16 protein-coding genes are annotated in these 22,506 nt (G+C 36.0%); 9 read left to right on the top strand and 7 right to left on the bottom strand.

Annotated features, from left to right (window positions below):
• Positions 1-23: 23 nt before the first annotated feature.
• Positions 24-4,706 (bottom strand): DNA polymerase III subunit alpha, encoded by a 4,683-nt coding sequence (gene dnaE, locus P0Y62_00310; protein ID WEK69995.1) that lies wholly within the window; start codon positions 4,704-4,706, stop codon positions 24-26.
• A 224-nt stretch (positions 4,707-4,930) separates the two neighbouring features.
• Here dnaE and P0Y62_00305 point away from each other — a divergent pair, with 224 nt between their 5' ends.
• Positions 4,931-7,003 carry a thiamine pyrophosphate-dependent enzyme gene (locus tag P0Y62_00305; GenBank protein ID WEK69994.1) on the top strand — a complete coding sequence of 691 codons (2,073 nt, stop codon included), beginning with the start codon at positions 4,931-4,933 and terminating at the stop codon, positions 7,001-7,003.
• A 97-nt stretch (positions 7,004-7,100) separates the two neighbouring features.
• Positions 7,101-8,132 (top strand): bestrophin family ion channel, encoded by a 1,032-nt coding sequence (locus tag P0Y62_00300; protein WEK69993.1) that lies wholly within the window; start codon positions 7,101-7,103, stop codon positions 8,130-8,132.
• 23 nt (positions 8,133-8,155) lie between these two features.
• On the opposite strand, the gene P0Y62_00295 is transcribed toward P0Y62_00300, so the two are convergent.
• Positions 8,156-8,614: an Lrp/AsnC family transcriptional regulator gene (locus P0Y62_00295; GenBank protein ID WEK69992.1), complete on the bottom strand. Its 459-nt coding sequence runs from the start codon at positions 8,612-8,614 to the stop codon at positions 8,156-8,158.
• 157 nt (positions 8,615-8,771) lie between these two features.
• On the opposite strand from P0Y62_00295, the gene P0Y62_00290 reads away from it, so the two are divergent.
• On the top strand, positions 8,772-9,998 hold the full coding sequence (locus P0Y62_00290) for an aminotransferase class I/II-fold pyridoxal phosphate-dependent enzyme (protein ID WEK69991.1): 1,227 nt from the start codon (positions 8,772-8,774) through the stop codon (positions 9,996-9,998).
• A gap of 140 nt (positions 9,999-10,138) precedes the next feature.
• On the opposite strand, the gene P0Y62_00285 is transcribed toward P0Y62_00290, so the two are convergent.
• The gene (locus P0Y62_00285) at positions 10,139-11,143 is read right to left on the bottom strand and encodes a glycosyltransferase (GenBank protein WEK69990.1); all 1,005 of its coding nucleotides are present in this window, start codon (positions 11,141-11,143) and stop codon (positions 10,139-10,141) included.
• A gap of 252 nt (positions 11,144-11,395) precedes the next feature.
• Between P0Y62_00285 and P0Y62_00280 the strand changes: the two genes are divergently transcribed.
• Positions 11,396-12,403 (top strand): SDR family NAD(P)-dependent oxidoreductase, encoded by a 1,008-nt coding sequence (locus tag P0Y62_00280; protein WEK69989.1) that lies wholly within the window; start codon positions 11,396-11,398, stop codon positions 12,401-12,403.
• A 39-nt stretch (positions 12,404-12,442) separates the two neighbouring features.
• Positions 12,443-13,249 carry an AraC family transcriptional regulator gene (locus P0Y62_00275; GenBank protein WEK69988.1) on the top strand — a complete coding sequence of 269 codons (807 nt, stop codon included), beginning with the start codon at positions 12,443-12,445 and terminating at the stop codon, positions 13,247-13,249.
• Between the two features lie 37 nt (positions 13,250-13,286).
• Here P0Y62_00275 and P0Y62_00270 read toward each other — a convergent pair whose 3' ends face one another.
• Positions 13,287-13,691: a branched-chain amino acid ABC transporter substrate-binding protein gene (locus P0Y62_00270; protein ID WEK69987.1), complete on the bottom strand. Its 405-nt coding sequence runs from the start codon at positions 13,689-13,691 to the stop codon at positions 13,287-13,289.
• 73 nt (positions 13,692-13,764) lie between these two features.
• Positions 13,765-14,931 (bottom strand): THUMP domain-containing protein, encoded by a 1,167-nt coding sequence (locus P0Y62_00265; GenBank protein ID WEK69986.1) that lies wholly within the window; start codon positions 14,929-14,931, stop codon positions 13,765-13,767.
• A 122-nt stretch (positions 14,932-15,053) separates the two neighbouring features.
• Between P0Y62_00265 and P0Y62_00260 the strand changes: the two genes are divergently transcribed.
• Both P0Y62_00260 and P0Y62_00255 read left to right on the top strand, forming a co-directional pair.
• Positions 15,054-15,779 carry a class I SAM-dependent methyltransferase gene (locus tag P0Y62_00260; GenBank protein ID WEK69985.1) on the top strand — a complete coding sequence of 242 codons (726 nt, stop codon included), beginning with the start codon at positions 15,054-15,056 and terminating at the stop codon, positions 15,777-15,779.
• 271 nt (positions 15,780-16,050) lie between these two features.
• Positions 16,051-16,776, top strand: a complete 726-nt coding sequence (locus tag P0Y62_00255; protein ID WEK69984.1) for a ZIP family metal transporter — start codon at positions 16,051-16,053, stop codon at positions 16,774-16,776.
• Positions 16,777-16,922: 146 nt separating this feature from the next.
• Here P0Y62_00255 and P0Y62_00250 read toward each other — a convergent pair whose 3' ends face one another.
• Positions 16,923-18,341, bottom strand: coding sequence for a hemin receptor (locus tag P0Y62_00250; protein ID WEK69983.1), 1,419 nt, complete (start codon positions 18,339-18,341; stop codon positions 16,923-16,925).
• Between the two features lie 52 nt (positions 18,342-18,393).
• The gene (locus tag P0Y62_00245; GenBank protein WEK69982.1) at positions 18,394-19,395 is read right to left on the bottom strand and encodes a prolyl-tRNA synthetase; all 1,002 of its coding nucleotides are present in this window, start codon (positions 19,393-19,395) and stop codon (positions 18,394-18,396) included.
• 178 nt (positions 19,396-19,573) lie between these two features.
• On the opposite strand from P0Y62_00245, the gene proS reads away from it, so the two are divergent.
• Together proS and P0Y62_00235 are read left to right on the top strand one after the other, a co-directional pair.
• On the top strand, positions 19,574-21,049 hold the full coding sequence (proS, locus tag P0Y62_00240; protein ID WEK69981.1) for a proline--tRNA ligase: 1,476 nt from the start codon (positions 19,574-19,576) through the stop codon (positions 21,047-21,049).
• Between the two features lie 126 nt (positions 21,050-21,175).
• On the top strand, positions 21,176-22,459 hold the full coding sequence (locus P0Y62_00235) for an OmpA family protein (protein WEK69980.1): 1,284 nt from the start codon (positions 21,176-21,178) through the stop codon (positions 22,457-22,459).
• Positions 22,460-22,506 lie beyond the last annotated feature (47 nt).

Genomic DNA, 22,506 nt, shown 5'->3' with positions numbered 1-22,506 from the left:
TAGAAAGACAAAATATCTTTAATTTAATTGAGATAAAACTCGTATTTATTTAACAATTGTATCTCTTTTATCAAATCACCATTCAGATTTACCGAATGTTTCATCGATTGTACTTCAAGATGTTCAGTATTTAAATCATCATCAACATTTTTAATATAAAATTTCAGTTTCTGATCTCCCTGATTTCGCTCCAATACCGATCTGAAAAAACTAAGATCTTCCGGTCGGAAATCCATCACATCCATTACTAAAGAAATGCTTTTTGCAAACCTTTCAAATGCCTCCTGAAGCTCTATTACTTCATTCACATTCACAAAAACTCTTCCGTCTTTTACCTGAGCAAATTTTATCTTTAAAATAACAAATCTCTGAACCTCAAGTTTTTCCTTCAGCTTCATATAATCACGATCACCTAATCTGAAAGAATAAGACCCAGAATAATCCTCCAACGTCAAAAAGGCCACTTTTTCACCACTTCGAAAACCATCTTTTACTACGTATTCCGTGATTAACCCAGCGACGGTATACTCTTTTCCGCCACCACCGTTTTCTCTTTCTTTCTGTAGGGTTTTCCAGTCTTTTTTCTTTTCTTCAAACAGTTCTTCCTGTTTATTGGCAAAAGCCTGCTCTTTATAGGCATCTACCTCATCGAGATTTAAAAATTGAAAGACACCTTTCGGTTCTGCTTTTTTTGTCACTTCCTCAATAATTTCCTCTTCTTCTCCTGCCACAATATCATCAGAAACAATTTCTATTAAATCTGCAACTTCATCCACAGAATCTTTCTCCAAAATCGGAACTTCCTCAACAGTTATTTTCGCCTCGTCATTTTTTTCGAGTACTGCCTTTTTAGATAAGCTTCCCTGCATGAACTGATACTGATATTTAAATTCGTCCAACGGGTGTGCAGAAAGATAGAAACCGATAATTTCTTTTTCCTTATTCAGCTTATGCATATTCGGCCATTCCGGACATGGCGCCAGTTTTGGCTGTTCGATCTGAACTTCTTCGGCAAAATCAGCAAAAAGAGAGTTCTCCATCTCATTTTTACTCTCCTGGAAGCTTTGTCCGTATCTTATCAGTCGTTCTAAATTGGTTCTTCCTGACATATCAATATCAAAATACTGACCTCTGTGGAATGTGTCCAGTTCGTCAAAAGCGCCTGCCAAAACCAAACTTTCCGCTACTCTTTTATTCATTTGAGAAGGCAAAATCCTTTCAAAGAAATCGTAAATATTTTTGAATCTTCCATTCTCTCTTTCTCTTGTAATGGCCTCACTCGGACCTTCTCCAATTCCTTTAATCGCTCCTAAACCAAAACGGATCTGTCCTTTTTCGTTTACCGAGAATTTATATTGAGATTCATTCACATCCGGTCCTAAAACATCCACTCCGATACTTTTACAGTCTTCCATAAACATGGTAATAGATTCCGTATTGTTGATGTTATTACTCATCACACTTGCCATATATTCAGCGGGATAATTAGCTTTTAAATAAGCCGTTTGATATGCAATAAATGCATAGCAAGTGGAGTGAGATTTATTAAAGGCATATTCAGCAAAGGCTTTCCAGTCGTTCCAGATTTTTTCCAATCTTTCCTCATCCAGGTTATTCTTTCGACCGCCTTCAATAAATTTCGGGTACATTTTATTCAGAACATCGATCTGTTTTTTACCCATTGCTTTTCTCAGTGTATCGGCTTCACCTTTTGTAAAATTGGCCAACTTCTGAGACAAAAGCATTACCTGTTCCTGATAAACGGTAATTCCGTAGGTTTCCTTTAAATATTCTTCCGTTTCCGGTAAATCGTAGACAATTTCTTCAATCCCGTGTTTTCTGTTAATAAAGTTGGGAATATATTTAATCGGGCCCGGTCTATAAAGGGCATTCATCGCAATAAGATCGGCAAAAACCGTAGGTTTAAGCTCTCTCATATATTTTTGCATCCCCGGACTTTCATACTGGAAAATCCCGACCGTTCTTCCTTCTTTAAATAACTGATACGTCTTCACATCATCGAGTGGAATCAAATCAGGATCGATATCTACTCCATGTCTTGCCTTAACCAGTTTTAATGCATCTTTAATGATCGTCAAAGTTCTCAGGCCCAAAAAGTCCATTTTCAGCAATCCTGCACTTTCTGCGACAGAGTTATCAAATTGAGACACCAAAATATCAGCATCTTTCGCAGCAATGGTTACTGGAACCAGATTACTCACATCTTCCGGCGTAATAATTACACCACAGGCGTGAATTCCCGTATTTCGAATACAGCCTTCCATTTTTTTTGCACTCGCCAACACATCGTGACGTGGATCAGAAGGACTGTCAAGAACCAACCTCATCTCATCGACAAGCATTTGTTCTTCAGGTTTTAATTTATCGTATTTAGATAAAGCTTTGGCAATATTCATCCCCGGGCTTGGAGGAATTAATTTTGCAATATTATTGGTATCAGGAATCGGAACATCCAAAACCCTTCCTGCATCCTTAATGGCTGATTTTCCACCTAAAACAGAGTATGTAATAATCTGCGCAACCTGCGTTTTACCATATTTTTCAACCACCCATTTGATGATTTTGTCCCGCCCTTCATCATCAAAGTCAATATCAATATCTGGCATCGAAACCCTTTCAGGATTCAGGAATCTCTCAAAAAGAAGATCATATTTAATCGGGTCAACGTTGGTAATCCCAATACAGTAAGCCACTGCAGAACCCGCCGCAGAACCTCGCCCAGGACCAACCCAAACTCCCATTTTACGGGCTTCGTTACAGAAATCTTGAACAATAAGGAAATATCCCGGATAACCAGTATTTGCAATTACATCCAATTCGAAATCAAGCCTTTCTTTAATTGCTTCGGTAATGCCACCAAATTGCTCATATCTTCTTTTTGCCCCTTCATACGTCAAATGGGTAAGATATGCCATCTCACCTCGTTTTCCTCCATCAACATCATCCTCTGCATGAATAAATTCTTCAGGAATATCGAATTTTGGAAGAAGAACGTCTCTCTTTAAAGTATAAGGCTTAAATTTTGCCGTAAATTCTTCATACGCTTCAAACGCATCAGGATATGCCAGAAATGTTTCTTTAATTTCGTCTGCATTTTTGATATAATACTCTCCCGTCGCCAAACCTCTTCTCTTTCCGAAGCCTTTTCCAACAGGTGTTGTCAACTTTTCACCGTCTTTAATACAGCTTACAATATCCTGAATATTAGAATCATCTTTATTGGAATAAAAAGTTTCGTTCTGCGCTAAGATTTTAACATTATATTTATCGGCAAAATGCAATAGAACATCATTCAAATGTTCTTCTTCTGGCAGTTTATGATTCTGGATCTGAACATAAAAATCATCACCAAAAGTATCTTTCCACCATTTGAAAAGTTCCTCTCCTTTTTGCTCACCGGTATTCAAGATTGCATCAGGAATATCTCCATTAATTCCCGATGTTAAAGCAATTACACCTTCTTTATATTCAGCAATCAATTCACGACTGATCCTAGGAACTCCGAAATAAAATCCTTTAAGAAATCCTATACTCGAAAGTTTCGCTAAATTTTTATACCCGTTAAAATCCTTTGCTAATAAAACAACCTGTGTTCTTCTGTCTGGATCATCCTTCGTAAACTGCTTCTGTTCATACCGGTCTGAAATATAAAATTCACACCCAACAACAGGAATCAACGGTTCTGAAACCGGCTCTTGCTCATTGAACTCTTCTCCTTTTTCTTCCGCTTCCTGTTTTTTAGCTAAATATTCTTTATATTTTTTGGCACGGTCACCATTCGCACCTTCAACTGCTGAAACAAATTTGAAAGCCCCCATCATATTCCCCAAATCCACCATTCCGACGGCAGGAAAATTATCATCAGTTGCCTTTTTAATCAAGTCATTAATGCTTGAAGTTGCCATCAATGTGGAAAAAACACTGTGATTGTTGAAATTGAAATATTTACCCAGATCAATCTCATCAATACTCCCGAAATCCTGCTGCTTTTTCTTATTGTTAAAATCAGCAACCTGCCTTCTGATAATAATATTGAAAGGCTTAATCGGATCCGGATAAAGCGTTTTGAAATAAGCAAGCTGATCTTCCGAAGTTTTTAAAACCTCAGCCGGAATGACCCCGATTCTCATCATTTCAAAGAAAACCTGAGCCGTTGCATTTACGTCAGCTGCCGCGTTATGCGCTTCATCGAACTTATGACCGTATAATTTTTCGTAAAGCTCTTCCAGTTTCGGGGGCTTAAATCTTCCTCCTCGCCCTCCTCCAAGCTGACAAAAATCCGTACCTAAAATCATGGTATCGGCTTTTGGCTTTTCCTGTAGATTGTCCTTTATATTTTTTCGGTAAAATTCAGCTCCGACAATATTGTAATCAAACTCAACATTATGTCCGGAAACGACTCTTACTTTTTCTAAAACTTTAGAAAATTCGTTTAAGATTTCTTCGAGATCACGACCTTCTTCATTCGCTATTTTCGTTGTAATCCCGTGAATTCTTGCCGCGTTGAAGGGAATATCATACCCTTCAGGTTTTATAATATAATCCTGGTTTTCAATTAAAGTTCCGTCATCATCATGCAACTGCCACGCAATCTGAACCATTCTTGGCCAGTTATCTGAATCTGAAAGCGGAGCGTTGAAATTCTTTGGTAAACCTGTGGTTTCTGTGTCAAAAACTAAATACATGTAATTTTTCTAGCTTTTAATTTTAAAAGAGAATGTAAAGTTACTCCAATTTTTTATCTTTTGAAATTAGTTTTATAAATCACAACAATTTACAACATATAATTTAGCTAAGCAAAAGTTTCAACCAAGCTTAACTATAGCTTTAAAATTTTTGAAAATCATGGAATTACCCTAAAATACTAACACTTGTTAGTATTTTGTTTTTTTATGTATATTTGCTTCCTATGGAAAATACACTTCACGGAAAAGTTTCTCAGGATATCCTGCTTAAAGCATACAACCATATGATGCTAGCGAAAGCAATGGCAGATATCTATGAAGAAAACAGAAATATTTGCAAATACGTTCATAGTACATCAAGAGGTCATGAAGCCATTCAACTGGCAACAGCCTACCAGTTAAAAAAAGAAGACTGGGTTTCTCCTTATTACAGAGACGAAAGCATTTTGTTAGGTATCGGTTTCGAGCCTTACCAGTTGATGTTGCAGTTATTGGCAAAAGCTGATGATCCATTTTCCGGAGGAAGGTCTTATTATTCTCATCCTTCAAGCAGAGATGAAAATAAGCCTAAAATCATCCATCAAAGCTCAGCAACGGGAATGCAGACAATTCCGACTGCAGGAGTTGCACAAGGGATAAAATATATTCAGGATTTTAATTTACAGCAATTCGAGAACAATCCGGTTGTTGTTTGCAGCCTTGGAGACAATTCTGTAACGGAGGGTGAAGTGAGTGAAGCGCTTCAGTTTTCAGCCTTACATCAGCTTCCTATCATCTTTCTTGTTCAGGATAATGAATGGGGAATTTCGGTAACCAAAGAAGAAGCCAGAACTTGTGATGCTTATGATTTTGTAGCCGGATTTACCGGTTTAAGCAGAATGAGAGTCGACGGAACCGATTTCGTAGAAAGCTTTGAAGCGATGAAAAAGGCCGTAGACTTTGTAAGAACCGAAAGAAAACCATTGGTTGTCTGTGCTAAAACAGTTTTGATCGGTCACCATACTTCAGGCGTAAGAAGGGAATTCTATAGAGATGAAAAAGATTTAACAAAACACAGAGCAAAAGATCCGGGAGAAATTCTTAGAAATCAATTGATAGAATCCGGTGTTGATGAAGAATTACTGAAACAAATCACGAAAAAAGCTCGCTTGGAAGCAGAAGAAGCTTTCGAAAGAGCTAAAAATGCGGAAGACCCAAAACCAGAAACGGTAATGCAGCATATTTTTGCTCCTACTCCGATTACGGAAGAAATGGGAACTCGTGAGCCTGCAGGTGGAGAAAAAATTGTAATGGTAGATGCAGCTATTCACGCGATTCAGGAATTGATGTGGAAGCACCCTGAAGCTCTTCTTTATGGACAAGACGTTGGAGAAAGAATCGGTGGAGTGTTCCGTGAAACAGTGACTTTAGGAAAAAAATTCGGAAGCAAAAGAGTTTTCAACACCGCTATTCAGGAGGCCTATATTATTGGCTCTACAACAGGAATGAGTGCAGTGGGTTTAAAGCCTATCGTTGAAGTGCAGTTCGCCGATTATATTTATCCGGGAATTAATCAGTTGATTACGGAGATTTCAAAATCAAGTTATTTAAGTCAGGGTAAATTTCCTGTAAGTAATATTATCCGTGTTCCGATAGGAGCTTACGGAGGAGGTGGTCCTTATCACAGTGGCAGCGTAGAAAGTATTTTGGCTAATATTAAAGGGATCAAAATTGCTTATCCAAGTAATGCTGCAGATTTTAAAGGTTTATTAAAAGCAGCGTATTACGATCCGAATCCGGTAGTAATGTTGGAGCACAAAGGATTATACTGGAGTAAAGTTCCTGGAACTGAAGATGCCAAAACAATTGAACCGGCAGAAGATTATATTTTACCTTTCGGAAAAGGAAAAGTAATCATTGAAGCGGATAAAGATGAAACTGAAAAAGGTAGAACTTTATTGGTTGTTACTTACGGAATGGGCGTTTACTGGGCTAAAGAAGCTGCAAAGAACTTTAACGGAAGAGTTGAAGTCATCGACTTAAGAACATTAATTCCTCTTGATGAAGAATTAGTTTTCGAAAGAGTAAAAGCTCACGGAAAATGTATCGTTTTAACCGAGGAACAATTAAACAATTCATTTGCAGAGGCTTTTGCACATAGAATTTCTAAAAACTGTTTCAAATACCTTGATGCACCGGTGGAAACAATGGGATCCTTAGATACTCCAGCTGTTCCAATCAATTTGGTTCTGGAAAAAGAAATGCTTCCAAATGCTGAAAAACTTTCCGCAAAAATCGAAGAAATGTTGAAATATTAGTTCACACAAAAATAAATGTAAACCTCTAAAGTATTTTAGAGGTTTTTTTATGCAATTTTTTTACTATTTTTAGTAAAGCATTAAAATCACAGCATCAATGATCACCACAAAATATATTAATTACAAACAAATTCTCAATGTATCTGGAATTCATCTGATTTGGATCTCGATCTGGTGTGTTTTAATCACCGTTTTATTTCATTATTTTCGTTGGGAATGGATGATTATACCTTGGGTTCCGGTGGCATTAATTGGTACAGCCGAAGCTTTTTTAGTGGGCTTTAAAAATAATCAGGCCTATGACAGACTTTGGGAAGCCCGAAAAATATGGGGCGGCATTGTAAACTCCAGCCGTTCTTTTGCATCTATGGTCTACGCTTTCAACACCAACCATGATGAGGTCGGCATTTTTGACCTGGAAGACAGAAGAAAAAAAATGGTGTACCGCCACATTGCATGGTTATACGCCTTTAGAGAACAACTATTGGTTCCAACCGAATGGGAACACATTGGGGCAGAAAAAGAACGTTCGCATCACATCAATAACAGACGCAACAGATTAATAAAAGCAGGATTTCCTGATTACGGCAGAACACCGATTTTCCTGAATAAATATCTTTCCGAGGAAGAAGCTGAGCTTCAGTCTCATTATAAAAACTTTGCCACTTATCTGATTTCCCAGCAGGCAAAAGACGTTAATGATTTAAAGAATATCAAAGCCATTTCAGATTTCAACCAGACTCAATTACAGTCTTGTCTAAACGAATTTTACAATTTCCAGGGACAGGCCGAAAGAATTAAAAAATTCCCCTCACCAAGGCAGTTTGCCAGTACAGCTTTTATTTTCAATGTACTTTTTATCATGTTGCTTCCGCTAGGATTAGTCAACGAATTTGCCAAACTCGGAACCTGGGGAGTTTGGTACAGCATTCCTTTCTGTATAATTATCGGATGGATCTATATTATCATGGAATTAGTGGGTGATTATTCAGAAAACCCATTTGCCGGACTAATGTTCGACGTTCCAATGCTTTCGATCTGCAGAAACATTGAAATTGATCTGTTACAAATGACCGGAGAAACTGAGCTTCCTGATCCTATTTCCTCTAAAAACGGAGTCTTGGTTTAAACTAAAACCCATATTACTTTAATTTACAAAATAATTGCCGTCGTATTTTTTACCTCGGAGATCATGAACGAACTGTGAGTACTCGCAATATGCTTAATCGTAGTCAATTTGGAAAGCATAAAATTCCTGTAATCCTGCATATCTTTTACATTGATCTTCAAGATATAATCATAATCGCCGCTCACATGAAAACATTCCGTTATTTCAGATAAATTCACTACTTCTTTTTCAAATTCAATTACATATTCTTTCTTATGCTGGATCAGCTTCACATGGCATAGGACGGTAAAGTTTCTATTGATTTTATCTCTACTCAGCAAGGCTACATATTTTGAAATCACTCCAAGCTTTTCAAGTTTTTTAATACGCTCATAGACTGCCGTTACAGACAATCCTAGCTTATAAGACAGCTCTTTGGTGGTTTGTTTAGCATCTTCCTGCAAATAAATCAGTAGTTTTTTGTCAAAATCATCAAAATCCATAGTTATATTTTTGGTTTAATTTTATATTCAACACATAATTTAAACAATAATACTATTTTTTTTCAATTCTATAGATTTATATTCTAAAAAATTAAAATACCATTGTAAAAAACATCAGTTATTTACATTTTTATCCGTATTAAAAATCATCAAAACTATGGACCACTTTAATGCAGCTAATGAAATTCAGGATTTACAATACTTCGGAGAATTCGGAGGAGTAAACCCTTCTATTTCTGACAGTTCAACCTATACTTTCCTTTCAGCAAAAACAATGTTTGACACTTTTGAAGGAAATGCAGATGGTTGCTATCTTTATTCAAGACATTCTTCTCCGATGAATCTGTATCTTTCACAAGCTTTGGCTAAAATGGAAAATACGGAAACAGCCAACGTAACAGCATCCGGAATGGGAGCAATTACTTCCGTTTTAATGCAGGTCTGCAAAAGTGGAGACCATATTATTTCAAGCAGAACCATCTATGGAGGAACGTATGCTTTTTTGAAGAACTTTCTTCCTCCTTATCATATCAATACGACTTTCGTAGACATCAACAATTTTGAATCAATAGAAAGCGCAATCACTCCTAACACGAAGGTTATTTACTGCGAGAGCGTAAGTAATCCGCTTTTGGAAGTGGCAGATCTTAGAAAACTTTCTGAAATCTGTAAAAAACATAATCTGAAACTGATCGTTGACAATACTTTTTCACCGTTATCTATTTCTCCTACTTTATTGGGAGCAGATATTGTAATTCATTCCTTAACAAAGTTTATTAACGGAAGCAGTGATACCGTAGGAGGCGTTTACTGTGGAAGCCAGGAGTTTATTAATGACACTAAAAATGTAAATACTGGAGCTTGTATGTTATTGGGACCAACTATGGACAGCCTCCGTTCTGCAAGTATCTTAAAAAACCTTAGAACACTCCATATCAGAATAAAGCAACACAGTCACAATGCGATGTATCTTGCTCAGAAATTCGAAAATGATGGATTGAGAGTTGTATATCCCGGTTTGAAATCCCATAAAAACCACGAGCTTATGAAAAGCATGATGCATGAAGAATATGGCTTTGGAGGTTTGTTGACTTTAGATGCAGGAACAACTGAAAAAGCAAATGAGCTAATGGAAATGATGCAGCAGGAAAACCTGGGTTATCTGGCAGTAAGTTTAGGATTCTACAAAACATTATTCTCATGCTCCGGAAGCTCCACTTCATCTGAAATCCCGGAAGAAGAACGTGCTGAAATGGGAATCTCTGATGGATTGATCAGATTCTCTATCGGGCTGGATCACGATATTGAAAGAACATATACGAAAATGAGAGAGTGCATGATCAAAACAGGCGTTCTCAACCATGAAACTACATCCATATTCTAATTTATTGTATAAAAGCTGTTGAAATTCAACAGCTTTTATTATTTAATTTATTTTTTGTCATTTTCCTGTCATTCTGAATGCAACGAAGTGAAATGAAGAATCTGTTTATATGAGAGACTTCCTTCGTCAGAATGACAATCTTACATCTTATGAAAATGTTTTGGAAATGCTTCTTCAGGTTTCATTTTTAAAACATTCAGTAAAATCCATGATTTCAAAAATCCGTAACCGTAAGAAAACATTTGAATATAAGTAGAAACTACAGCCATTGCTGCGATCGCAATATTTTTGGTAACGATGAGCGCATGAAGCAATACCATAAAAGTATATAATCCAAACAGAGAAAGTATAAAACCTCTTCCCAGTACAAAATATTCGACAAAGCCTAAAAAATATCCTAAAAGGAATAAACTGGGAAATGCAAAAGAAATCTTTACATAATCAGGGTGTCTCTGATTCAAAATAGGTCTTGCACACCCAAACTGATAGACTTGTTTTGAGAATTTACCAAAATCTACACGTCTTTTATGATAGACCGCGATATCATCAAAAAATGCTGTTGTAAAACCATTTTCCCAGAGCGTCATAGAAAGATCAGGATCTTCACCGATTCTCATTTCGGAAAACCCTCCTACTTTTTCAAATACTTCTTTTTTCACCCCCATATTAAAACTTCTGGGCTGAAACTTGGAAACCGCTTTTTTATTCCCTCTGATTCCTCCAGTAGTAAAAACCGATGTCATAGAATAAGAAATCGCTTTCTGCATCAGATTAAAGCCTTTATGCGCCTTATCTGCCCCACCGAAAGCATCACATGGAATTTCAAGAATATCTTTTTTGATATTTTCAATGTAATCTTTTTCCACAATCACATCACTGTCTACAAAAACCAGCCAGTCATTCGCCGCTCTTCTAGCACCATAATTCCTTGTCAGACCAGGACCAGAGTTATCTTTTCTGAAATACTTAATATCTAAAATTCCATTAAAATTTTCAATAGTAGGTTTCAGATCTATGAAAGAACCATCATCCACAATAATGATTTCAAAAGTTTTATCGGTTTGAAAAGTCAGTGAATTGAGAAGCTCGAAAAGTTCGTCTTTCCGGTTAAATATCGCGACAACAATGGAAATAGTAGGGTTCAAATCTGAAAATTTTTCAAAATTACTTATTCATGAAAGAATGAGCAAAAAGTTTTTGTTTTAATTAAACGCAAAGTACAATAAAATAATATTCAGATTAATAATTAATTTTTTATTAATTCAACTTCATTTAATTCTAACCGCCCTCTGTCTCGCCAAAGAAACTCTCAACAAAGTAATTTGACATTTTAAACAAAATCAAAAATTCATACGCATTCTAACTTTGTCTCAACAAAATTTTAAAACAATTTAAAAATGAGACTTAATAATTTACAACAGCCAATCAATTCAACATTCAATGAACAATCTACAACACAAGATGTTATTAAAGGAATTGATCTTACAGGAAAAACAGCAATTATAACAGGCGGTTATGCGGGAATCGGTCTGGAAACGACAAAGACCCTGACAGAAGCAGGAGCAACAGTGATCGTTCCGGCGAGAGATATCGAAAAGGCCAAGAAAAACCTTGAAGGTGTCAAGAATATTGAAATTGAAAAGCTGGATTTAATGGATCCTGATTCGATAGATAATTTTGCAGAAAGGTTCCTTTCTTCGGAGAGAAAATTAGATCTCCTGATCAACAATGCAGGGATTATGTGGGTTCCGTTGCGAAGAGACTGCCGGGGAATCGAATCACAATTGGCGACAAATTATTTAGGGCAATTTCATCTTACTGCAAAATTATTTCCAGCTCTTAAAAAAGCAGATGCTGCAAGAGTAATCAGTGTTTCTTCATATGGACACCAAATGTCTCCTTTTGATTTTGAAGACCCGAATTTTAAAAACAGGGAATATCAAACTTTATTGGGGTACGGACAATCGAAAACAGCCTGTAATTTGTTTGCTGTTATCTTAGACGAAAAAGCAAAAAAATTCAATATCAGAGCATACTCTTTGCATCCCGGCTCTGTTTATGGGACCGATTTGGGAAGAGAAGAACCGATTGATTTGTTTATCCAGATGGGAACTCACAACGAAAATGGAAAAATTAAACCTGAAGTAGAAGCCAAATTGAAAACCATTCCTCAAGGTGCCGCTACAACGGTTTGGTGTGCAACCAGTCCGCTTCTTGAAAATATTGGCGGAGTCTATTGTGAAAACTGTGATATTGCAGAAATCGACAATGGACAAATTGAGCACCGATATGATGAACCATCCACAATCAGAGGAGTTCAGTCCTATTCTATTGATTATGAAAATGCAGAAAAGCTTTGGAAACTGAGCGAAGAAATGATCAACATTAAATTTGACATTGAATAAATTTCTTTTAATTAAATTTAACCGTGAAAATTAGAGAGAATGGATTTTCAGATTAAATATATCACACCGGATATTAAACTTTCCACGTATGACGACAAGCTTTTCAAAACGGAAACCGTTTTTGAATTCCACATGTTAGTTTGGTTTATTTCCGGGGAAACAAAAATTATTCAGGCAGATAAATCTTATATTTTTAAAACCGGAGATATTTTTCTGATCCCCAGAAATCATTTGGCAACAATTATTAATTATCCTAAAGACGGGCTTCCGCACAAAACTGTTGTCATGCATCTCACTAAAGAACGTTTGAAAAGTTTTTACTCTAACATTGAAATTAAGGAGAAAAACATTCCGGGAGAGGTAAAAATTCACAGTTTTGAAAAACATCCTCTGTTAGAAAGTTGTTTGGCATCCTTAATTCCCTATTTTGATATACAGGAATCTTTTCCCGATAATATTGCTGCTTTAAAAATCACTGAAGCCATAAGTATTTTAAGAGCGACTGACAAAAATATTGATTCTGTTCTTGCCGATTTTGAAGAACCCGGAAAAGTTGATCTGGTGAGCTTTATGGAGAAAAACTATATGTTTAATATGTCTTTGGAACGATTCGGATATTTAACAGGGCGGAGTTTATCTACATTTAATCGGGATTTCAGGAAAATTTTTCAGACAACACCTCAGCGTTGGCTTACCCAAAAACGACTGCAACTGGCCTATTATCATTTAACTCAAAAAAGTAAAAAGCCTTCAGATATTTTCTTGGAAGTTGGCTTTGAAGATCTTTCACATTTTTCTTATGCTTTTAAGAAACAGTATGGGTTTGCGCCGTCCTTGATGAGATAAAATAAAAACAGAAATCTAGAATGGATTTCTGTTTTTTTTATATAAACATTCCGGAATCGAAATAAATGTACAGAACAGCAGAGATAAAAACTAAAATCGTCGAAAGGCTAAAAAAAAGCCATTGAAAAACATTTCTGAAATAATAAAACTCAAGGATATACAATAAAAAAAATAATAACAGAGAAATTGCCAAACCAATCAACGAAGTAACTAAAAGAGTCTGGACATAATTTTCAGCAGGTAAAGGATCTTTAAATACAAAGAATAATAAAAAAGCAGAAATCAAAAGAAATGCTGCACTTACTTTTTCTGTAAGATATTTTGTTTTCTTTTTTACTTTCGATTGTTCATTATAATTTAAATCTGAAGAGGATGAATTACTTCCAAATGCATTTAAAACATCTCCTATCAATCCTAAAATTTCAAAAAAACCCCAATTCATTGTTATTGACTAAAAAAAGTAGGCTAAAGATTCTAAAGCCTACTTTTATATTATTATTGTTATAAACTGAAAACTATTTATTTTCTTCTAATTTATGTACCTTTTTCGTTCCCTCATACATCTCGTACTGCAAAAATCTCGTTTCCAGCTTTCCGTTGAAAAGCTTGATTTTCCTTGATGGACGAAGACCGATTTTTTTTACGGCTTCAAGATCAGAAGAAATCAGCCAAGCCAATGTATTAGGATAATGCGTTTTGAAAGTATCTCCTATTTTCTTATAAAAATCATCATCATTAATTGAAATTCTTTCGTCATATGGCGGATTAAATACCATCAGCAATGGGAAAAGATCTTTTTTAGAATCAAAGAAGTTTTGTTTTCTGACCTCAATCACATCTTCCATTTCGGCAGCTTCAATATTCATTCTGGCAGCATTCAGCATTCTTGCATCGATGTCGTAACCAATAATTTTTCCGGTAAATTCTTTCACTCTGTTGATTCTGAATTCTTTAATTTTCGTAAACAGATCAGCATCATAATTTCTCCAGTTTTGGAACGCAAATCTCTTTCTGAAAATCTGTGCAGGAAGATCCAAAGCGATCATTGCCGCTTCAATCAATAAAGTTCCCGAACCGCACATCGGATCAAGGAAATTACCTTTTCCGTCCCAACCTGCCAGTTGCAGCATTCCGCTTGCCAAAACTTCATTAATAGGAGCTTCTCCCTGCTCTCTTCTGTAGCCTCTTTTGAATAAAGCATCACCCGAAGAATCCAAAGAAATGGTAATTAATTCTCTATCAATATGCAAATGGAATTTGATATCAGGAGTTCTGGTTTCTACATTGGGACGTCTTTTAAATTTTTCCTGAAAATAATCCACAATAGCATCTTTCATTTTCAGAGTTACAAACTGGGAATGTTTAAAGGTTTCAGAGTTTACCGTTGCATCAATCGCGAAAGACTGATCCACATCCATAAATTCTTCCCAATTAAACTTAAAAAGTCTGTCATAAAACTGATGCTGGTTGAATGCTTTAAATTCATGAATCGGCACCAAAATTTTCAAAGCCGTTCTTGCAGAGTAATTGATCTTGTATAAAAAACCTAAATCTCCTTCACAGTTTACCGCTCTGTTTTTAACTTCGACCTTTCTTCCGCCCAGTTTTTTGATCTCTTCCGCCAAAATTTGTTCAAGACCAAAGAATGTTTTTATCTGTATCTGTAGATTATCTATATCCATTTTGCAAAAATAGCGATTTTAGTGGTTGGTTGTCAGTTTATAGTTGATAGAAATCGCTGTATATTATAAAAACCATCAAGCAACAACGATGTTCCATCAATCAAAAACACTATTTTTGCAGGATGGAATGGTTTGAATCTTGGTTTGATACCCCTTATTATCATTTGCTTTATAGTAATAGAGACTATACTGAAGCTGAAAATTTTATCACAAAACTTACAAAAGAGCTTCAGCTCCCAACCTCAAGCACGATCATTGATCTTGCCTGCGGAAAAGGAAGACACTCTGTTTTTCTCAACAAATTAGGCTATGAAGTCCTTGGTTTGGATCTTTCCAAGCAAAGCATAGAGCACAATAAGCAGTTTGAAAATGAAACTTTACATTTTAAAGTTCATGATATGCGGAATCCCATTGATTCAAAGCTTGTAGATGCTGTTTTTAACCTTTTTACCAGTTTTGGCTACTTTGATAACGAAAAAGATGACAAAAGCGTTTTTCAATCGGTATATGATGCTTTAAAGCCTGGAGGTTTTTTTGTACTGGATTATCTGAGTGAAGAATTTGTAAGAGAAATGTTGGTTCCTGAAATGGTAGTACACAGAGAAGGAATTGATTTTAATATTACAAAAAAGATTGAAGGCAGACACATCATTAAAGATATTCGTTTTGAAACAGAGGGTAAATCTTTTCATTTTTTTGAAAAAGTAAAATTACATACATTAGAAACCATAAACGCTTACGCCACAGAATGCGGTTTTGAAAGGATAAAAATATGGGGAGATTATCAATTGTCGGAATTTAATGCCGAAAAATCACCCCGTTGTATTAATCTGTTTAAGAAAAAATAAGCTGAAATTGACTTGAGGATGAATATTAATATTGTATTTTTATTAGCGACCCTTTTTTCAATTTATTCCGGAATTAAATTCGGGCATTTTGATAGTCATACTCCTCCTCCTCAATTCCTTATTTCCAGTTTATTGATAATTATTGGAATACCTTTAATTTTTTTTAGAAAAATAATATTTAAAAATAAAACGAACTATAACTTACACCTCATCATCATAAGTGTGAATCTTATAATTGTTTTACTTTGTTTCTCACCACTTTTAAATTAATATGACTGTTACTTTACTGATATTAAGCGTCATTGCCGGAGTTTTACTGGGAAAGTACTTTGGTAAAAAAGAAAAGCTGGCAAAAAATCTACTGATTTTAAGTGCCGGATTCTTAATTACGATCTGCTTAAATGAAGTGTTCCCTCAGGTTTATACTGCTGAAACAGGCAGCAGCTTGGGAATTTTTGTCATTGCAGGTGTTCTGCTACAGATGATTTTAGAAGCTTTAACCAAAGGTTTTGAGCACGGTCACTTTCATCATCACAACGATCATAATATTCTTCCTGTTGCTTTAATGGTTGGGTTATTCATTCATGCTTTTATTGAAGGAATTCCTTTAGCCAATGAAGAACATGAATTATCTCCTTATCTTTTGGGAATTGTTTTTCACAACCTTCCTATTTCTTTTATTTTGGGAGCGTTCCTGTTTAACAGAAAGGAAGGTAAGTCTACAACTTCTTACCCGTCAATCTTAATTGTAGCCTTATTTGCTTTGGCTTCTCCAATGGGAATGTTGCTGGGTAATTATTTCAATCCGGATTTACAGCCATATTTCTTAGCTATTGTAGGGGGAATTTTCTTACATATTTCTTCAGTCATTATCTTTGAAAGCAATAAAAATCACAATATTGACTGGGTAAAAATAGGATTGGTAATTCTGGGCGTTTCATTAGCTTTGATCATGCATCTTTTCCACGACCATTCTCCTATGAGTCACCATCATTAAATCAATGATCTATTTTAAAATATACAAGAGAGGCTCCAAATAAAGTCTCTCTTTTTTATGTTTTTTGATTTTAAATTTCATCAATAAAAAAGCTCCGGATTAAAATCCGGAGCATCAATTTAATCACTCATTACACAATCTGGAAATTAGAATTTCCATCCTAATGTAATAAAGAAGTTGTTAAAAGTATTTTTCACTTCAGATACCGCATAGCTTTCATTGGCTACATCAAAGTCTGAAGAACTATATCCTGTAGAATAATAAGGGTTTCCTGAGATAACCTTACCATACAAGAATGGATTGTTATATTTTGAACTTACATTTTGATAAGAAGCATCAATATAAAAAGCACCAAAGTCATATCCTAAACCCGCACCGAAAGTATTTCTTTCACCCAAGGTCCAGTTATTATAACTTGTATTACCTGCAGCTCCTGAATTAGAATAAGCACTCACTGTACCCGAATCGAAAGGACTTGAAGCGTAAGAATACCCTCCTCTTAATCTAAAGGATTTAATTCTGTATTCCGCCCCTACTCTTACTTCCGAAAGGTTTTTGTAGTTATCGGTAAAGAAATTATTAAGTTCTTTATCTGCATCTATTTCTTCCTTGTATTTAGGTTTTGTAATACCTAATGTATAATCTACGTTGAAAGAAAGGTTTTTACTCGGAACATAAGCACCACTCACGGTTGCTTTCATAGGACTTCTGAAGTTTACCGTTTCACTGTATGCTCCGGATCCCATATATCCTTGGTTATCCAAAGCATATTCTGTATACACTCTGTCCATTCTCCACCATGTAGGCGTTTCAATAGTTGCTCCTAATCTTAATTCCTTACCCACTTTTCCAATTACCCCGAATGAAGCTGAAAAACCATTTGATTTCTCAGTATAAGGAGTATATTGTTTATTATAACTGGAAACTGAATTATCCAGATCCAGACCAAATGCTGCAGTATCCCATTGCTCAACGTCTGCATAATGGAAATTAAGACCGGCACCGAAGTATAAATAATTTTCATAGTTCGCACCAACCCCGATATTCATTTTAGACTTTGTTCCGTATCTGTTATAGGCATGACCTAAATACGTCAGATTTCCTGTAACGGGATTATTATTAGAGTCAATAAGACTTTTTTGAATCACAATCTTGGAGTTTCCCGGGCTCTCAATATAGTTTTCAATAGATTGATTAGAGAAATTAACCCCTACGTTTAGAAATTTCCAACCACTTTCGGTCATAAGCTGAAAAGCTGCTACACCTCCGACGTTTCCGATATCTACTTTATTAATATTATAATCTATTGAGGAACCAGCTAATGAGCTTTTGTTTTTGTTATTACTGATAGAAAGTGTCGCGGAAACATCTCCCGAAATAGCAACCCCCAAACCTGCAGGGTTTGTAAGCAAAGAACTTGCATCCCCTCCTAAGGCTCCGTTGGAACCTGCCATTGCGTTAAATTTTGAAGAACCGAACATCGTCGTATTAGAATATACATCGATAGAGTTCCTTAAGATCGAAATATCCTGAGCCTGCGCAAAAAATGCTGCAGAAATACTCATTACTATTAAAGATTTTTTTAACATTATTTTTTTAAATAGTTATTAATTTTTATTATCTACCACCTCTGAAGCCGCCGCCTCCACCGCCGGATCTGAAACCGCCACCTGAAGATCCACCAGATCTGAAGCCGCCTCCGCCAGAGTTATTGAAACTTCCACTGTTACTTCTAAAGCCCCCATCATTCATTCTTGGCTGAGATTGTTGAGGATAGTTATTGTAATTTGGTCTTGGCTGTGAATTCTGATTACGGAATCCTCCCTGGTTTCTAAATCCGCCATTGTTATTATTTCCGTTTCTGAAACCTCCGTTATTGCCATTATTATATCCTCTAAAACCTCCAGTATTTGAGTTTCTAAATCCGCTGTTATTAGAATTTACATTATTTCTGAACCCTCCGGAATTTACACCATTTCTATTTCCAAATCCTCCATTGTAGCTGTTATATAACCTTCCGTCTGCTCCTCTTCTTTTGTATGGTACTGCGTAATAATTACCCCAGCCACCATTCCAGCCCCAATATGGACTTCCGTAATATCCTCCCCAGTAAGGATTATAATAACCTCCCCAATACGGGTATCCCCAAGAGTTCCATCCGTTCCAGCCCCAAGAGCTTCCCCAACCCCAAGAAAGGCCAAAGTTCCAGCCCCATCCGCTGTTCATACCCCAATATGGACTTCCGTAATAGCCTCCCCATCCCCAAGGATATCCCCATCCCCAGGAATTATCGTAATAATTCGTCTGAGAGCCTGCGAAATTTCCCCAGTCAGAATCTGTTGCATTGTTATTGGTATTCCAATTATAATCATTCCAAGAATCATACTTTCCTTGTTTGGAATTTGCTTCTGCATTTTGAATGATATTAGAACCATCATTATAGTCGTAGTATTCCCCTACTCTGTTTCCGCCATCATTGATAATCACTCCTTCTGGTAGTGTATCTTTATTAGGATCATAGTAAACCCCATCTGTCTCACTGTATCCACCCATTTGGGCGCCACAAGACACGAGTAATAATCCGCCTGCTATTGCTAAAACTCCTTTTGATTTTAACATACCAAGCAAATTTTTATGTATATTTCTTTTCATGATAACGTAAAAATTTTTAATTTAAATTATATTTGCAATCTGTACTAAAAATGTACCAAAACCCATGTACAAATATCTATCAAAAATAGATTTTTATTTTTAGATAACAATAATAAGAAAAAGTTAAAAAAATCAAAAAAAAATAATGGCAAAATTAACCTCAAGAAGCGAAGATTACAGCAAATGGTATAATGAGTTGGTGGTGAAAGCTGACTTAGCTGAAAACTCAGGAGTAAGAGGTTGCATGGTAATAAAACCATATGGCTATGCAATCTGGGAAAAAATGCGTGATGAAATGGATAAAAAATTCAAGGAAACAGGTCACGTGAATGCTTATTTTCCGCTTTTTGTGCCCAAGAGCTTATTTGAGGCTGAAGAAAAAAATGCTGAAGGTTTTGCCAAAGAATGCGCAGTAGTTACTCACTACAGATTAAAAACAGATCCTGACAACCCTTCAAAACTGATTGTAGACCCGGATGCAAAACTGGAAGAGGAACTCATTGTTCGACCAACTTCGGAAGCTATCATCTGGAATACTTATAAAAACTGGATTCAATCTTACAGAGATTTACCGATATTAATTAACCAATGGGCCAACGTTGTTCGTTGGGAAATGAGAACACGTCTTTTCTTAAGAACAGCAGAATTCTTATGGCAGGAAGGTCACACCGCTCATGCTACAAAAGATGAAGCTGTAGAAGAAGCAGAAAAAATGAATCAGGTTTATGCAGATTTTGCAGAAAACTTTATGGCAATGCCGGTAATCCAAGGTTTAAAAACTCCCTCTGAAAGATTTGCCGGAGCTGATGAAACATATTGTATTGAAGCTTTAATGCAGGATGGAAAAGCTTTACAGGCAGGAACTTCTCACTTCTTAGGTCAGAATTTCGCAAAAGCTTTTGATGTAAAATTCACCAACAAAGAAGGTAAAATAGAACACGCCTGGGCAACTTCATGGGGAACTTCAACCCGTTTGATGGGTGCTTTAATTATGACTCACTCTGATGATTTCGGATTGGTATTGCCTCCAACATTGGCTCCGATTCAGGTAGTGATTGTTCCGATCTTTAAAGGTGAAGAGCAATTACAGCAGATCAGCGAAGTCGCGTTGGATATTCAAGCTAAATTAAGAGCCAAAGGAATTTCAGTGAAATTCGACAATGATACTCAAAACAAGCCGGGATGGAAATTTGCTGAATATGAATTGAAAGGTGTTCCTGTAAGAATTGCAATGGGACCAAGAGATCTTGAAAACAGATCCGTTGAAATTGCAAGAAGAGATAATTTGACGAAGGAAGTACGCTCTATTGACGGGTTAGACTCTTATATCGAAGACTTATTGAAAACAATCCAACAGGACATTTATAATAAAGCTTTTGAATTCAGAAAAAATAATATTACTAAAGTAGATACTTACGAAGAGTTCAAAAAGGTTCTTGAAGAAAAAGGAGGCTTTATCTACGCACATTGGGATGGAACTGCTGAGGAAGAAGAACAAATCAAGGACGAAACAAAAGCGACCATCAGGTGTATTCCTTTGGATGATGATATTGAAGAAGGTGTTTCTTTAATTTCAGGAAAACCATCTAAGAGACGAGTTTTATTCGCAAAAGCCTATTAAAATTAATACAACAAATTTGATAAATCTTTAAAAATCTACGTGATTTTTAAAGATTTTTTTTTGATTTCACTATTTAAAGATATTTTTTTATAAATTTATAACACATTAATCTCAAAATAATTTATTATGTCTTTAAATGTCATTGATTTAATTAAAGGACAATTAGGTCCTGCCTTAGTATCACAGACTGCTGCGCAGTTTGGAGAAAGTGAATCAGGTATTTCAAAAGCAATTGGAGGTTTACTGCCTGCTGTAGTAGGTGGATTCGCAAACAATTCGGATAATCCCAAGGTTCTAGATGCAATTACCAATGCCTCATCAAGCGGAATTTTGGGAAATTTATTAGGAGAATCTTCTAATAATTCTGTTATTTCAAATCTTTTATCCACTATTTTTGGCGATAAACTAAGTGGATTAGTCAATTCAATAGCTACTTTTGCCGGAATCAGCAATAACTCCTCAAGCTCATTACTCAATTTGGTAACAGGAGCTACTGTAGGCTCAATCGGAAAATATGCAGCAGATAATAATTTAGGTCAATCTGGAATTTCCAGCTTGTTAAACGACCAGAAAGGAATCGTTTCCTCATTATTACCTGCAGGTTTATCTTTAGCTTCATTAAATATAGGAGATTGGGCAAAAGGATATAAATTTGACAATGACAACGATGCTATAAAAACACCTGCTGCAGAAGAGCCTAAAGTAGATGTTACCAGAAGTACAACGCCTACCGAAACTTATACTCAGGGAAATAATGAAGGTGGAGGATCTATCTGGAAATGGCTTCTTCCGCTGCTATTATTAATTGCGGCAGCATATTTCATCTGGAAGCAGTGTGAAAAGAAAAACACAACCACCACGACATCAACAACTGTAACTACTGATAGTACAGCAACTGTTACACCTTCGGACACTACCGTAACAACTGTTACAAAAGTAGATGAAAATATTGATCTGAACGGAACAGCGCTGAAAGGTTATAAAGGAGGTATGGAAGATCAGATGATCGCCTTCCTGAAATCTGACGGCTATAAAAATGCCGCCAATGATGATGCCCTAAAAGATAAATGGTATGATTTTGACCATGTAAACTTTAAAATAGGAAGTGCAGATCAACTGGAAGCAGGTTCAGAAGGACAGCTTCAAAACTTGATAGCTATTTTAAAAGCTTTCCCAGAAGCTAAAATCAAAATTGGAGGTTATACAGACAAAACCGGCGATGAAGCTAAAAATTTAAAACTATCTGCTGACAGAGCTAATTATATTAAAGCTTGGCTAGGCAAACAAGGAGTCGGAACTCAGGTAATCGCCGCAGACGGATACGGAAGTAAATTTGCAACAGTAGATGCAAGCGCCTCTAATGAAGCCAGAGCCGTAGACAGAAAAATGGCGGTAAGATTCGCTAAATAAAATATTTAGAACTTATAAAAATAAAATCCCAAAAGTTATTTTTGGGA

Source organism: Candidatus Chryseobacterium colombiense, assembly GCA_029203185.1.
Classification (GTDB): Bacteria; Bacteroidota; Bacteroidia; order Flavobacteriales; family Weeksellaceae; genus Chryseobacterium; species Chryseobacterium colombiense.
The sequence above is the reverse complement of the archived record's forward strand: the minus strand, read 5'-3'. Positions and strand labels throughout refer to the sequence as shown.